Source organism: Microvirga tunisiensis, from assembly GCF_009296175.1.
Lineage (GTDB): Bacteria > Pseudomonadota > Alphaproteobacteria > Rhizobiales > Beijerinckiaceae > Microvirga > Microvirga tunisiensis.
In genome coordinates this window covers 1-13927 of record NZ_VOSK01000034.1, presented here as the reverse complement: position 1 = coordinate 13927, position 13927 = coordinate 1, and the positions used below count along the sequence as shown (strand labels likewise).

The following is a 13927-nucleotide window of genomic DNA, read 5'->3' as shown; positions in this document are numbered from 1 at the left end:
GAGATCGAACTTGTTCTTAATAACGAACGATGTCAAGGTCACGTCGTCCCGAGCCGGAGGGATGGCTGAGCGGCCAATAGAGCAAGTTATCCCAAGTAGAGAAGTTTATTCTCCAGAAGTCAGAACGAGAGAATTTCTATTCGACAAAAAGCTGGATGTAGAGATGGATCGCATCGACCGAAAAATTTTGGACCTTCTTCAGCAGAATGGCACATTGTCTGTCGCAGACATCGGCCATCGGGTCGGTTTGTCTCAAACGCCCTGCTGGAAGCGAATTCAGCGTCTTGAAGCCGAGGGTGTGATCCAGCAACGGGTCGCGCTTCTCGACCCGGAAAAGCTGGGGCTTGGCCTGACGGTCTTCGTGTGCATCGAAGCCGGTGATCATACCCAGGAGGCCATCGACCGGTTTATCGACGCGATTGCGACCATGAACGAGGTCGTGGAGTTCCACCGGATGGCCGGCGATGTCGACTACATCCTCCGCGTCGTTGTCTCGGACGTCAAAGCTTATGACTTGTTTTATAAGCGTTTGATCGGGATTGTGCCGCTCAAGAAAGTCAGTTCGCGCTTCAGTGTCGAGCGGGTCAAGTTCACGACGGCGCTGCCGATCGAGATCACGGCATAAAGAAGGCTCATTATAGGTACATATTCTTATGTTCATAAATAAACAGAATTCTCTTCTCTCTTTTTAGAATCTGACAAAATAAGTTTTCTGCCGATCGCCGTTCTTTAAAACGAACATTCCATTGACTTGTTCCAAAGACCCGAGCGACATTCGAGCCATGTCAGCATCAGCCCTTCTCCCTCAAACGGCTCCTTTCGGTGACGACGACCGGCTCAGCCTCGATCGCGTCCTGAGTGCGGCTTCCCCGATCCAGCGTGCGTGGCTCGCCGGCTTTCTCGCCGGGGTCGATGCGGGCCAGGTCCCGCTTCCCCGTGTCGAGGCGCCCGCCCGTGCGGCAGAGCCCCTGACGATCCTCTTTGCTAGCGAGTCCGGCAATGCGGAGCGGTTGGCTCAGGATGTGGCAAAACTTGCCAAGAAAAACGGCTTCAAGCCCAGGATCGTCGATTTCGCCGACCTCGAGATTGCCGACCTCCCGAAGCAGAGCCGCCTTGTGGTGATTGCCGCGACTTGGGGCGAAGGCGAACCGCCCTCACGCGCGACGCGGGCTTATGCCGACCTGATGGGCCCATCGGCGCCGCGTCTTGAGGGCATCACCTATGCCGTCCTGGCCCTGGGCGACACGGCCTACGCGGAATTCTGTGGCGTCGGCAAGGCCATTGACGCACGGCTCGCTGAACTCGGTGGGGCACGTGCGGTCGACAGGATCGATTGCGATCTCGACTTCGATGCCCCTGCGGCAGCCTGGATCAAGAGCACACTCGAGGTGCTGGCACCTGATCAGGCTTCGTCCGATAACGTGGTCGCAATCGATTTCGGTGCCCGTGGTCCTGCCGAAGTCAGCCGCGAGCCGCTTAACGTCGAGGTGCTCGAGCATGTCAACCTGAACTCCTCCCGTTCCGGCAAGGAGACCTTTCATCTGGCGCTTGGTTTTGATGGTGCGATCCCCGGTTACGAGCCCGGCGACTCGCTCGAACTCTTCCCTGAGAACGACCCAGCCCTCATCGAGGCAGTTCTGTCAGTGACTGGGCTTCGGGATGACGACGCCGTGCGTGCGACGCTGGCAGGCGAACGCGACATTACCACGCTCTCCGTCAAGACTCTGGAGACCTTTGCTGCTCAGACCGGACATGCGGAGGTGCGCAAGCTCCTTGATGAGGGCCAAGCCCGCTCCTGGATTGAGGGACGCCAGCTGATCGATTTGGTCGAAGCGTTTCCCGTGTCCCTCACGGCTGAGCAGCTCACAGCGCTCACAAGACCGCTCCCACCCCGGGCTTATTCCATCGCCTCTTCTCGCAAGGAAGTCGGCGACGAGGCGCACCTGCTGATCGCGGCCGTCCGCTACGAAACGCACGGGCGTCTCCGGAGCGGCGTTGCCTCGACGTTCGTGGCTGACCGCCTTAAGGCCGGAGCATCAGCCCGCGTACGCCTCAAACCCAACAAGCATTTCCGGCTGCCCGATCCGTCAACCGACATCCTCATGATCGGCCCCGGCACCGGTGTGGCGCCCTTCCGCGCCTTCGTGCAGGAGCGGCGCGCCGTCGGCGTCAGCGGCAAGTCGTGGCTGTTCTTCGGCGATCGGCGCTACACGCACGACTTCCTGTATCAGCTCGAATGGCAGGATGCCCTGAAGGACGGCTCGCTGACCCGGATCGATCTCGCCTTCTCGCGCGACACGCCGCAGAAGGTCTACGTGCAGCACCGCCTCTGGGAGCAGCGCCGGGACATGATCGACTGGCTGGACAATGGCGCGCAGCTCTACGTTTGTGGTGACGCCACGGCCATGGCGAAGGATATCCGCGCGGCGCTCGTCGCAGCCTTCGCCGACGTCAAAGCCCTTTCTCCCGACGCCGCCGAGCTTGCCGTCACCGAGCTCGAGCGCGGCCGGCGCTATCACCAAGACGTTTATTGAGAAGCAAGGCGATGTCCAACGAACTCTCGCGCAACGAACGCATCAAAGAGGCGAGCGGCTATCTGCGCGGCACGCTCGCGGAAGGTCTCACCGACATCGTGACCGGTGCGATCACCGAGGACGACCAGCAGCTGGTCAAGTTCCACGGTATGTATCTGCAGGACGACCGCGATCTGCGGGCCGAGCGCACGAAGAAGAAGCTCGAGAAGGCCTATTCCTTCATGATCCGCCTGCGCATCCCCGGCGGCGTCTGCACGCCGGCGCAATGGCTCCAGCTCGACCGGATCTCCCGGGACTACGCCAATGGCACGCTGCGCCTGACGACCCGCCAGACCTTTCAGTTCCATGGCGTCATCAAGTCGAACCTGAAGGCGACGATGAAGGCCATCGACACGGCGCTGCTCGACACGCTGGCCGCCTGCGGCGACGTCAACCGCAATGTGCTGGCCTCCACCAATCCGCATCAGTCCCGCGCCCATAAGGCGGCTCTCGATCTCGCCCGGTCGATTTCCGGGCACCTCCTCCCGCAGACGCCGGCCTATCGGGAGATCTGGCTCGACGGGGAAAAGGTCGTCGGCGGCGAAGGGGTCATCGAGCCCGTCTACGGCCAGACCTACCTGCCGCGGAAATTCAAGACGGTGGTGGCCGTTCCTCCGTCGAACGAGGTCGATATCTTCGCACAGGATCTCGGTTTCATCGCGATTCTCGACAGGAAGGGCGAGATTACAGGCTGGAACGTGACGGTCGGCGGCGGCATGGGCATGACCCATGGCGAAGAGGACACCTATCCCCGCACGGCCGACGTGCTGGGCTTCTGCCAGCCCGAGGATGCACTTGCCGTGGCAGAAGCCGTAGTGACCGTGCAGCGCGACTGGGGCGACCGCGCGCTCCGCAAGCATGCGCGTCTCAAATACACCATCGAGGATCGTGGCCTCGAGACGTTCCGCGCCGAGGTCGAGCGTCGTACTGGCAAAGCCTTCGGCAAGCCGCAGCCTTTCCATTTCGACAGCAATGGCGATCGCTACGGATGGGTCGAGGGCGAGGACGGGCGCTCCCATCTGACGCTCTTCATCGAGAACGGCCGCCTGCGCGATATTCCGGACGGCCCCTCCCTCATGACGGGATTCCGCCGGATCGCCGAAATCCACGACGGGGAATTTCGCCTCACGGCGAACCAGAACGTCATCGTGGCGAACGTGTCGCCGGAGAAGCGTCCGCAGATCGAAGCGCTTGTGGAGGAATATGGCCTGACGAGCCACGCCACGGCGCTGCGCCGCAACGCAATGGCATGCGTGGCCCTGCCGACCTGCGGCCTGGCGCTGGCCGAGAGCGAGCGCTACCTGCCGTCGCTCGTGACGGTTCTCGAGGAGCGGCTCAGCCTTCGCGGCCTTGCCGAGGACGAGATCACGATCCGCATGACCGGCTGCCCCAATGGCTGCGCCCGCCCGTATATCGCGGAGATCGGTCTCGTGGGCAAAGGCCCCGGGCGGTACAATCTCTATCTCGGCGCCGCGTTCGACGGGTCCCGACTGTCCAAGCTCTATGCCGCCGACCTGCAGCATGACGAGATCGTCGCCGCTCTCGACCCGCTGTTTGCGGCCTACGCCCACGGGCGCAAGCCCGCGGAGAGGTTCGGGGACTTCGTCATCCGCGCAGGGATCGTGGCCGCAACGGGAAACGGGCGGGATTTTCACGCCAACACGGGCCCTCTGGCCGAGGCGGCGGAATGAACGCGCCTCTTTGGCCCGACGACCGGCGCCCTGCGCGCCTCAACGCCCTGCCGAAACTGCCGGTCTTCGTCGATCTCGCCGGGCGTTCGATTCTCGTCGTGGGGGGATCCGACGGGATCGCCTGGAAAGTCGAACTCCTCGCGGCCGCGGGCGGTGCGGTCAGGATCCTTGCGGAGGACCCTTCACCCGAACTTCGCGCCGTCGTTCGAAACGACCCGAAGCACCTCACCCTCGTTCAAAGGACATGGCGTGAGATGGACCTCGCCGGGGTCTCGGTCGCCATCGCGGATATCGAGGATGGGCAGGACGCCGCAACGTTCGCCGAAGCGGCGCGCCGACGCGGCGCTCTCGTCAACATCGTGGATCAGCCGGCTTTCTGCGATTTTCAGTTCGGCACCATCGTCAATCGCGCCCCCGTCATCGTGTCCATATCGACCGATGGAGCGGCTCCCATTCTGGGCCAGGCCATTCGTCGGCGCATCGAGGCAGTCCTGCCCTCCTCCCTCGGCGCATGGGCGCAGGCCGCAAAGGACTTCCGCGATCGCCTGCGGGAGATCGTCCCGTCAAAGCCGGGTCGGCGCCGGTTCTGGGAACGGTTCGTCGATGGCGCATTCGCGAACGGGTCCCAAGGCCGGAACTTGGACGGCACCCTGGATCGCCTCGCGCACGAGGCTGGCGGAGAAGCCTCGGCGAGGCGGGGTGAAGTCGTCATTGTCGGCGCGGGTCCAGGCGATCCCGAGCTCTTGACCCTGAAGGCGATGCGGGAGCTGCAAGCAGCCGATGTCATCGTCTACGATCGCCTCGTCACGCCGGCCATTCTCGAACTGGCGCGCCGGGAGGCCCGCCGGGTCCATGTCGGCAAGGAAGGCCATAGCGCGTCATGCCGCCAGGAAGACATCAACGCCCTGATCGTCGATCTTGCGCTTGCCGGTGAATGCGTCGTTCGTCTCAAAGGCGGGGATCCCGCCGTCTTCGGCCGGACCGGCGAGGAGGTCGCGGCCTGCCGGGACGCTGGCGTTCCGGTCCGCATCGTTCCGGGCATCACGACGGCGAGTGCCGCTGCCGCCTCGCTCAACGCTTCCCTGACTCATCGCGATCATGCGCAAAGGGTCCAGTTCATCACCGCTCATGACCGGCATGGAGATCTTCCGGAAAACCTGAACCTTGCGGCATTGGCGGACCCGCAGGCGACGACGATCGTCTACATGGGCCGGCGCACGGCATCGAAGTTGGCGACCCGGATGATCGAGAGCGGCCTGCCTCCCGCGACGCCTGTCGTCGCGATCAGCAATGTGTCGAGAGACGATCAGGAGAACACACACTCGACCGTCAAGGATGTTGCTCGCGGCATTCCTCTGCCCGGAGCCGGGCCATTGATTATTGCTATTGGTGCGTCCGTCGCCGCACCACCGGAATGCCCGCTTCACGCGAGCAGCACATTCACCGCCCGCAATGGGCAAAGGCGGTTCGTATCGAAGAGCGAACTGTCGGCCCCGACACTCGTGGGACACTGACGGCGACTACCGCTTTTCTCGCAGCGGCTGGGCCGATGCCGCCGCTGCAATCTGATCAAAATAAGCAATCCTGCCCGCAACAGCCGCTCCGACGGTGAGCCAGAAAAGGAGTATTCCAAGATTCATCTTGCGCCATGAGCGCGAATGTCCGCGAGCCATGTTATCATCAGTGTCTGATATCATCTCCTTTGGATTCTACTGGTTTCGTCATGAGATAGACAAGGCATCTCAGATCTGCAGACGCAATTTGGAATAAGTTTCTCATACGACCCTATTTCGTGGGATGGACATGTTACGATCGCTTTATCGTAAAGGATAGAAATCTGCAGCTCACACACTCTGCCCGAGACTTGATGAACCGACCGTATCCCAATCCTCCAATGCGCTATGCTCAACCGGTTTTGAAGAAGTTGTTCGGTTCGTTCCGGTCCAGAGATGCGCACACTGATTGCAAGAGGTACTTCAGGACGATCTATAAAAGGGCGAAGTTTGTTGTTCGCTGATTTTCATGTGCATCCAGGACACAGCACCCATTGTGGTCGGAAGGCACTTCCAAACCAAAAGCTTTGGCTTGTCGGCATGGCGATCTCGCCGATCCATTTACCGCATACCATTCTGCTGCAGCATTAAGAATCATGTGGAACTGGGGCAAGGAAATGGTGGGAGCAGAGACTCGACGAGCGGATACCCATTGCGCAATCATTGCTTCAGTCGAAAGGATCACAGGCCATGGATGTCTCTATCGAAGCTATCCCCATAGCGAACGTACTCGGCGTTTCGACGACCGTTGATGGCTCCTACATCCTCGTGAGGTTTGGCGCCGATAACCATCAGGAACTTGTTCTGGCCTTACCGTACGATGTCGGGTTTGGTCTTCTTCGAGCCTCATCCGTCGCACTTGGAGAGGCTCTCCGAAGGAAAGTCGACGACCCTACTTCGGTCCTGGTCACGCCTCTCGAGTGGTGGGAGTTTCAGTCCCTCAAGGACGAGAAGGTACTTTTGTCTCTACGACAACCGGGAGGGCTTGCGACCCACCATATTCTCCCCAGGTCAGAAGCTTCTCACATGAGAAACGTCCTAAGTGCAGTATTACAAGACGGACGCAAGCAGGATCTGAGCAACCCTATGAACTGAAGCGTTCTCATGCTCAGTGTCGGGCTAGGCAGCGTACCTGCTTCGGTGGAGGCGCTGACGGAAAGCAGACAGGCGCTTTGCCTCTATGACGATTGAGATTGGCCCCGCGATATCACTAGAGCGCGTTGACATTCAGGCTTTCGACGGACTCGCAAATCTGATTCAAGCTCCTTTTGGGCGCGGAGGCTTGGGTGAGCGGAGTTCGTCTGATGTTGAAAGATCACCAGTGGGATCGGATGGAGCCGCATTTGCCGGGCAAACGCATGGATCCCGGCCGAACAGCGGTCGATAGCCGGCTGTTCGTGGAAGCGGTGCTCTGGCTGGCCCGAACTGGGGCGCCCTGGCGAGATCTGCCGGAACTCTTCGGCAACTGGAACAGCGCCTTTGTTCGCTTCTCGCGCTGGTCCAAGAGCGGCGTCTGGGATCGGCTTTTTGCCACCATGGCGGATGAGCCCGACTTCGAATACGTCATGATCGACTCAACCATTGTCCGGGCGCACCAGCATGCGGCGGGCAAAAAGGGGGGTGTGAGGCTCGTGCGATCGGACGCTCACGCGGCGGGCTGACGACCAAGATCCATGCCGTCGTTGATGCTTTGGGCAATCCGCTCCGCTTCATCCTGACGCCGGGACAGGTGAGCGATATCACTCAGGCCGAAGCCTTGATCGCTGATCTTCCCGCCGACCATGTCTTGGGGGACAAGGGCTACGATGCCAAGCCCTTGCGGGAGGCCATCGAAGGCCAGGATGCCGTGCCGGTCATCCCGCCCAGAACAACATCGCCGCAAGTCCCCTGCGACTACGCCCTCTACTGCGAGCGCAACCTCGTCGAGCGCTTCTTCCTGAAAATCAAGCACTTCAGACGCATCGCCACGCGCTACGAACAGACCCCACGGGCGTTTATGTCAATCCTTTGCCTCGTCAGCGCGTTCATCTGGACCAAATGAATGTCAACGCGCTCTAAGACCTGCCAGGACATGTTCCTGAATGGCTATGAGGCTCAATTATGTTTCGAGATATCAACCCCGTTGCGAACGTCTCGTCTCTCTTCGTTGGCAACAATCTACCGAAGATGACAAGCTGACTCTCTGTGGCCCGGGAACAGCAAAACGATCCAAATCGATGGACGAAAATAGAAGATCTATCCCTTGAACCTAGACTCGTTGCCACGCTAGAAAGCTTCTCAGAATGAGGGACTCCTTTTAGGTGCTCTGGAGTCCGCGGGTGGCGTTGATGTCGGCGCTACGCCTGACAACTGAAATTTTTCTGGCAACGCGAAGTTAACCGTGACTGATTGCCGAAGCGATGACGCTGCGATGTATCCGACCAAGTGGATTGACAGTTAAGAAGGATAGCGCAGTGAGGAAAGTTGTTGCGGCTAAGTTGCACGGTATCCGTGTGACCGGAGCAAACCTGAACTATCACGGCTCAATCACGTTGGATCCAGGTCACTGTGAAGAGGCTGGGATTTACCCACTCGAATTCGTGGAGATTTGGAACAAAAACTCAGGCGCCCGGATCTCGACCTATGTGATTTTGGGCGAGCGCGGATCCCGGTGTTGCATATTGAACGGGTCTGCGGCACGAACGTGCCAACCTGGGGATCAATTGATCATCTGCAACTCGATTTATATTCCCGCGGGACAGATCACCGAGATTACACCGAGGATCTTGACCTTCGACCAAGAGAATAACGTCCTTGAGCGTCTAAGCTATCAAGTCGAAGTCGATTCAATGGGACGCTACCAGTTTTCGATTCTCAATGAGGCAGGCGACAGGCAGCCGATCCCCCTTCTAGCAGGCGTTAGGTGATCTTGCACCCGTCGTTTATGAGCACACGACCGATGACTGAAGGAACAGCGCGGCTTAGGCATCCCATGCCGCACGTCACCTTCGACCAGATAACCTTCGCGCACGGGGAGCAGATTGTTTTCGACGGCTTTTCGCTCTCGCTGCAAGAGCAGCGCGTTGGCCTCGTCGGATCCAATGGCTCGGGCAAGAGTTCCCTTCTTTGATTGGCCCACGGCTTGGCTCTGCCAATGGGCGGAACTGTCGCAACAGTCGGTCTAAACACTACGATCCAAAGGAGGCAAATCCCGTCCAGTGTCGCTTTTCTGTTCCAGAATCCAGATCGCCAAATTATCTTTCCGACCGTAGGCGAAGAGATTGCGTTTGGATCTCAGGAGCGCCGAGTCCCACGCCGGGAAGCCATGCGTCAGGCTCTGATTTGGCTCGCCCATCTCGGACGAGCTAATTGGGCGGATCGGGTCGTGCACGATCTGTCGGAGGGGCAGTAGCAGCTCGTCTGCTTGATCTCCGCCCTCGCCCTTGAACCAAGACTCATTTTACTGGATGAGCCTTTTGCCAGCTTGGATTTAGCCACGAGGCCGTATGCCGGTTGTTGGTCGTCACCGGCGGCTGGCCGAGCCAGGCGCACAGCTCCTCCAGCGATGGGAAGCTGTGCTCGATCTCCTGGAAGGGCAAGGGCCGCTTACTGCGCGGCAGATCCTCAAGCAGCTCGGCGGTCCAGGTGTAGGGCTGGCGCAAGCCGCTTCTGACCACGCTGGCGACAATGATGTCGTCGAGGTAGAGGTCATAGGCGCCCGGCGCGAGTTGGATCAGGCGGTAGCTCATCGTGGGTTCTCGTTCGAAGGTCTGCTGGCGATCAATTCACTCGTGGGCTGATCTTTGGTGGGCCTGGAGGGACTTGAACCCCCAACCAGACCGTTATGAGCGGCCGGCTCTAACCATTGAGCTACAGGCCCCACCGCCAGCCGCCATGACAGTCCACAGCAGGCTGGCTGTACTTGTGATGACATCCATCTTCAAGGGATTTCATGCAGGTCAAAGCCGTCCCGGGCAGCATCAGCGCCCCTGTGGCTGCAATGAGCGGGCGAGCTCCCGGATCACGCTGTCCTCAATGTTGAGCCCGTCGAGCTCCTGTTCGGCCTCGGCATCGACGGGTGCCTCAGCGCGGATCGCGGCCTGAGCCGGCCGGGCTGGGCGTGGCTCGGCCTCATGATCGCGGTGATCCAGGGCGTCGAGTAGGCTGTTGAGGGCCGCGTTCGTGACCTCCACCTCCGGCACGGCTGGCCGGCCCGCAAGAGCCAGGGAGCGGGACCGGTAGCTCGGATCAGCGCTGACCTCGGGCCCGAACCAGGCCGGCGGCTGGAACTTGCGGGGCGTCTTGTCATCCCTGAACGCCATGCTGATCAGATCGAGCGGTGCTGGGGTGACGACGCGCTGAATGATGACCCCCTGCGATCCCAGGTCGAGGGCGATGCTCAGGTATTCGACCTGTCCGGCGGTGAGCGAGAGCAGGGCCTCGGCCTGGGGCAGAGAGATCTCGGCCGTATCCTCCACCGGACCCCTTGCGGAGTGGGAGACCAGGACCAGGTGGCCGGCCTCGCCTGTGACCTGCACGTGAGTGCTCCGCTCAGGGTGCTCGGGAAAGTAACCCTGCTGAACGAGGGTCCCTGCCCGCTCCCGCTCGATCAGCCGGGCCAGGCCTGAGGCCAGCAGAAAGACACGGGTGGAGTTCATCTGGGGCAGCCTCTCAGCATGGGGCAATGGTGTCAGGATCGGTTTGGGGCACCGGCGGGGAAAGCCAACCCGTCCCTGATGTTGATCCAGGCTGACGGTCGATGATGGTGGGTGAACCCCTGGCATCCCACAAGAGACGATGATCCATCCCCTCACCTCTTCTCTTCGAGGCGTCGCTTGATCAGCTTTCGGGACTCCAAGAGGAGGGTGTCGCGGTCAGGCGCAAGAAGAATGGTTGGACGGTGCCCCTCGCGGGCCACAAAGGAGACCCAACCAGACTGCGTCGGGCCAAATCGGATCCGGTGATCCAGCAACTGCATCTCTTCGATCAGACTGGGGTCGTGCAGGGCTTGAGACGCCAAATCGTGTTGGGCCGTCATCGTTCCAGCCTCACACTCTCTGGCTCGGTGCAGGGCAATGTCGGAGGCCCAAACGAGACAAGATCCGCGAAGAAGAACTCGTTCACGAGGGCCAGCGATGTTCCGGAGCCAGTGAGGATCATGGCTTTATGCTCCAGGATGATCTCAGGGTGCGGCTGGTGGGCTGAGCCGCTGAACCAGGCTGGATCCTCGACAAGATCGTCAGCAAGCGGCCCGGCATTGGCAACCAGCGTGCGGCGGACAGGGTGAAGCGGCGCGATGACGGTCCCGAATGGAATGTCCGTCTGGTTCAGGATCTGGTTCATGTCCGCTGTCAGGCGTTGCGGCACGAACCAGTTCTCCGCGGCCGCCAGGGCAAGGGACCCGCGCTTCAGCCAGACCTGCCGGTAGTGAACAATCTCAGGCGTGGCAGGACCTAAAGCGGCCATAACCTCATCCGGCACGACCGCGGGTGCGAAGCGCTGACGGACATCCACGGTGATCGGTCCGTGGGAGAGGCCATACTCCTCGCACCAGGCCACCAGGGTGTCGGTGGCCGTTGCACTGGCGATCAAACGGGTGCTCAGCGCACACACAAGGGCTTCGGTGTCCGACAGTGTTGTCATGACGGTCGAGACTCTTCGGGGTGAGGTGACGCTTGGCGGCCCATCACATGCGAGACGAGCTCCAGCTCGTGATCGGCCAGAGCCGTTGGTGGAGGGATCAGGAGCACATTGTCGATTAGGCGTGTGGGACCGATGGTGGCGGCGACGCACAAGGCGGCGGGCTGCTCAACCAAGCTCTGAACAGCCGCCAAGGTCCTTGCATCCCGCAGCTCAAGGTACTGTAGTTGTTCGACCTCGGTCATCTGCGACCGGGCGATCTCGAGCAGCCGCTGGCTGTCCCGCTCTCCCTCCCCGAACGCCGCCTGAGCGGCGAGCAGGCCCTGGCTGAGGCAGCGGGCTCGCTCGCGGTCGGCAGGACTCAGGTAGCTGTTGCGGCTACTTAAGGCGAGACCATCGGGCTCGCGCACGGTCGGAACCGTGACGATCTCAACGGGCATGTTCAGATCACGCACCATCTGCCGGATCACGGCACATTGCTGAAAGTCCTTCTGCCCGAAGAAGGCCGCATCCGGCTGCACGATGTTGAACAGCTTGGTCACGACGGTAGCGACACCACGGAAGTGGCCGGGCCGAACTGCGCCGCACAGCGGCTCGGCTACGGGGCCGGGTTCGACATGGGTCTGGAAGCCCGGCGGGTAGATCTCGGTCGCATCGGGCACGAAGAGCAGGTTCACCCCGGCCGTCCGGCACAGTTCGTGATCCTGCTCGAGCGCGCGTGGGTACCGGTCGAGGTCCTCGTTCGGCCCGAACTGCGTCGGATTGACGAAGATGCTGACTACGGTGATGTCGCAGCGGGCGACGCTCTCGTCGATCAGCGCCCGATGACCCGCATGCAGGAAGCCCATGGTGGGCACGAAGCCGACCTGCAGGCCCGAGGAGCGGTAGCCGCGCAAGCACTGGGTCAGCGACTTGATGGTGCGAAAGGTCAGCATCAGTGGCCTCATGAGCTGGTGGAGGGGTGTGATACCCAGGCCGATACTGCCGCATGAGCATCGGCAGGCAGGGCATAGGATTCCGCAGCAGACGGAAAGGCGCCGCGGCGCACATCCTCGGCCCAATGCTTGAGGGCCTGCTGCAGCAGATCGAAGCCGTCTACATAGGTGCGGACGAACTTGGGCCGACGTCCCTGCGTCAGGCCCACAATGTCGTGCAGGACCAGCACCTGACCCGAGCAATGCGGGCCCGCTCCAATGCCAATGGTGGGGATACTCAGCGTCCTGGTGATCCGGGCGGCGAGTTCTGTGGGGATGCCCTCAAGCACGAGTGCAAAGCAGCCCGCCTCCTGCAGCCGGTGCGCGTCCTCGAGGATCTGCACAGCATCATGGACGTCCCTGCCCTGCACCTTGAAACCGCCCATGGCGTGCACGCTCTGGGGTGTCAGACCCAGATGACCCATGACCGGAATCTCGCACTCCACGAGCGCCCGGATCGTCTCAACACGCTTGGAACCGCCTTCCAGCTTTACGGCGGCCGCTCCGCGCTGGAGAAAGCCGCCGGCGTTGCACAAGGTGTCGTCGAGGCTGAGGTGGTAGCTCAGATACGGCATGTCGGCGACGACCAGAGCTCGCGGCCTGGTCCGAGCGACAGCTTCGAGGTGATGGTTCATCATCGCCATGCTGACCGGCAGGGTGTTGTCAAAGCCGAGACACACATTGCCGACGCTGTCGCCGACCAGGAGCATGTCGACGACAGGGTCAGCCAAGCGGGCTGTGACGGCATCATAGGCTGTGGTCATCACTAGCCGCCGGCCGTCCCGAGCCCACTGCTGCAGCCGAGGAATGGTGATAGCCGATGTGTCGGCTGGAAGGTGATGGCTCATACGTACCTGCGCAACATTGCGGCTGTAGCGACAGCCCGCAGCGTGTCCACAATCAGTCAAAAATGGGCTGCCGCCGCCAGCAGCCCGAGTTTGGGAGGAACGAGTTTCCTCAGGGGAACGGAGCCACGGAGCAAATGTGGCTTCGCGCAAGTCCCTTACCACTAATGGTCGATAATTGAAGTCTAATTGCGTCTATGTAATCGATTTCGTAAGGTTGTTTTTAGGATGTCCGTAAGATCTGTGGCTTGAGGGACACAGGCTGAGGTATCCAAGCCACTACGCTGCGCTCAAAGTTGCTTCTCACATTAGGGCTACTAAGGCATTCGCACAGCTCCTCTAGCCGTTCCTATTCACCAGAGTTTGTTTCGGGGCCTATTTGGTAGCGCGGGCGTGCCGATCCGCTGCGTTTCTTTCACCGCGGCAAGGTCTGGAACGTGGGGAACGCGTTGGCAGGGACGGGATGGGATGACCGGGGCGATGGCAGCCCCGGCGCTCAGGGCGAGGCCGCCCGGGGCTGGGGTGCCAGAGCGCTCGCAAGACGCCGGACGAGATCCGCTTCCGGACAGCACGAGGCAAAGGCCAGTCGGATGCGGCTGGTGGTTTCCTGCACCCGCACGGCGATCTTGAGCAGGCGCAACCGCAGCGTTGCGAACTCCGCCCGGGCGAGAT

General features: G+C 61.1%; 13 protein-coding genes, 1 tRNA gene and 1 pseudogene. 8 read left to right on the top strand and 7 right to left on the bottom strand.

Translation table 11 applies throughout. The features are described from left to right. Nucleotides 1–163 precede the first annotated feature (163 nt). The 8 genes and pseudogenes from FS320_RS11810 to FS320_RS45130 all read left to right on the top strand — a co-directional run bounded on the left by FS320_RS11810 (nt 164) and on the right by FS320_RS45130 (nt 8926). A complete protein-coding gene (locus FS320_RS11810) occupies nt 164–625 on the top strand; it encodes an Lrp/AsnC family transcriptional regulator (RefSeq protein ID WP_152711692.1) in 462 nt (153 codons plus the stop codon). A 157-nt stretch (nt 626–782) separates the two neighbouring features. Further along, nucleotides 783–2534, top strand: a complete 1752-nt coding sequence (locus FS320_RS11805; RefSeq protein WP_152711691.1) for a diflavin oxidoreductase — start codon at nt 783–785, stop codon at nt 2532–2534. Between the two features lie 17 nt (nt 2535–2551). Beyond that, a pseudogene (locus FS320_RS11800) lies at nt 2552–4264 on the top strand (NADPH-dependent assimilatory sulfite reductase hemoprotein subunit); the annotation flags it as partial. After that, nucleotides 4261–5778: a siroheme synthase CysG gene (gene cysG, locus FS320_RS11795; protein ID WP_152711687.1), complete on the top strand. Its 1518-nt coding sequence runs from the start codon at nt 4261–4263 to the stop codon at nt 5776–5778. The pseudogene FS320_RS11800 and the gene cysG, both read left to right, overlap by 4 nt. A 729-nt stretch (nt 5779–6507) precedes the next feature. Beyond that, nucleotides 6508–6912 carry a hypothetical protein gene (locus FS320_RS11790; protein WP_152711685.1) on the top strand — a complete coding sequence of 135 codons (405 nt, stop codon included), beginning with the start codon at nt 6508–6510 and terminating at the stop codon, nt 6910–6912. 209 nt (nt 6913–7121) lie between these two features. Beyond that, a protein-coding gene (locus tag FS320_RS11785; RefSeq protein WP_244608784.1) for an IS5 family transposase occupies nt 7122–7858 on the top strand; the annotation gives its coding sequence in 2 pieces (ribosomal slippage) (nt 7122–7428 and nt 7428–7858; 738 coding nt in all). 412 nt (nt 7859–8270) lie between these two features. Beyond that, nucleotides 8271–8723, top strand: coding sequence for an aspartate 1-decarboxylase (panD, locus tag FS320_RS11780; protein WP_162002954.1), 453 nt, complete (start codon nt 8271–8273; stop codon nt 8721–8723). A 32-nt stretch (nt 8724–8755) separates the two neighbouring features. Continuing rightward, nucleotides 8756–8926, top strand: coding sequence for a hypothetical protein (locus tag FS320_RS45130; RefSeq protein ID WP_153885299.1), 171 nt, complete (start codon nt 8756–8758; stop codon nt 8924–8926). A 325-nt stretch (nt 8927–9251) separates the two neighbouring features. Here the strand turns inward: FS320_RS45130 and FS320_RS11775 are convergent, their stop codons facing one another. From FS320_RS11775 to FS320_RS11745, 7 genes are all read right to left on the bottom strand, one after another. Further along, on the bottom strand, nt 9252–9545 hold the full coding sequence (locus FS320_RS11775) for a hypothetical protein (protein ID WP_152711681.1): 294 nt from the start codon (nt 9543–9545) through the stop codon (nt 9252–9254). A 55-nt stretch (nt 9546–9600) separates the two neighbouring features. Beyond that, a tRNA-Ile gene (locus FS320_RS11770) sits at nt 9601–9676 on the bottom strand. 100 nt (nt 9677–9776) lie between these two features. Beyond that, on the bottom strand, nt 9777–10454 hold the full coding sequence (locus FS320_RS11765; protein ID WP_152711679.1) for a CYTH domain-containing protein: 678 nt from the start codon (nt 10452–10454) through the stop codon (nt 9777–9779). 376 nt (nt 10455–10830) lie between these two features. Continuing rightward, nucleotides 10831–11439 (bottom strand): hypothetical protein, encoded by a 609-nt coding sequence (locus FS320_RS11760; RefSeq protein ID WP_152711677.1) that lies wholly within the window; start codon nt 11437–11439, stop codon nt 10831–10833. Continuing rightward, nucleotides 11436–12371: a pantoate--beta-alanine ligase gene (panC, locus tag FS320_RS11755; protein WP_152711675.1), complete on the bottom strand. Its 936-nt coding sequence runs from the start codon at nt 12369–12371 to the stop codon at nt 11436–11438. The genes FS320_RS11760 and panC overlap by 4 nt, the downstream gene beginning before the upstream one ends. Before the next feature lie 8 nt (nt 12372–12379). Next, entirely contained in the window at nt 12380–13258 is an 879-nt protein-coding gene (gene panB, locus FS320_RS11750; protein WP_152711673.1) for a 3-methyl-2-oxobutanoate hydroxymethyltransferase, read from the bottom strand. A 493-nt stretch (nt 13259–13751) separates the two neighbouring features. Beyond that, nucleotides 13752–13927: transposase (locus FS320_RS11745; RefSeq protein WP_192926244.1), on the bottom strand; the 176-nt coding region annotated here is incomplete at its 5' end.

Bases quoted from the DNA above. Each gene is read 5' to 3' on its own strand.
- FS320_RS11810 (WP_152711692.1), top strand. From the start codon at position 164: ATGGATCGCATCGACCGAAAAATTTTGGACCTTCTTCAGCAGAATGGC.
- FS320_RS11805 (WP_152711691.1), top strand. From the start codon at position 783: ATGTCAGCATCAGCCCTTCTCCCTCAAACGGCTCCTTTCGGTGACGAC.
- cysG (WP_152711687.1), top strand. From the start codon at position 4,261: ATGAACGCGCCTCTTTGGCCCGACGACCGGCGCCCTGCGCGCCTCAAC.
- FS320_RS11790 (WP_152711685.1), top strand. From the start codon at position 6,508: ATGGATGTCTCTATCGAAGCTATCCCCATAGCGAACGTACTCGGCGTT.
- FS320_RS45130 (WP_153885299.1), top strand. From the start codon at position 8,756: ATGACTGAAGGAACAGCGCGGCTTAGGCATCCCATGCCGCACGTCACC.
- FS320_RS11775 (WP_152711681.1), bottom strand. From the start codon at position 9,545: ATGAGCTACCGCCTGATCCAACTCGCGCCGGGCGCCTATGACCTCTAC.
- FS320_RS11765 (WP_152711679.1), bottom strand. From the start codon at position 10,454: ATGAACTCCACCCGTGTCTTTCTGCTGGCCTCAGGCCTGGCCCGGCTG.
- FS320_RS11760 (WP_152711677.1), bottom strand. From the start codon at position 11,439: ATGACAACACTGTCGGACACCGAAGCCCTTGTGTGTGCGCTGAGCACC.
- panC (WP_152711675.1), bottom strand. From the start codon at position 12,371: ATGCTGACCTTTCGCACCATCAAGTCGCTGACCCAGTGCTTGCGCGGC.
- panB (WP_152711673.1), bottom strand. From the start codon at position 13,258: ATGAGCCATCACCTTCCAGCCGACACATCGGCTATCACCATTCCTCGG.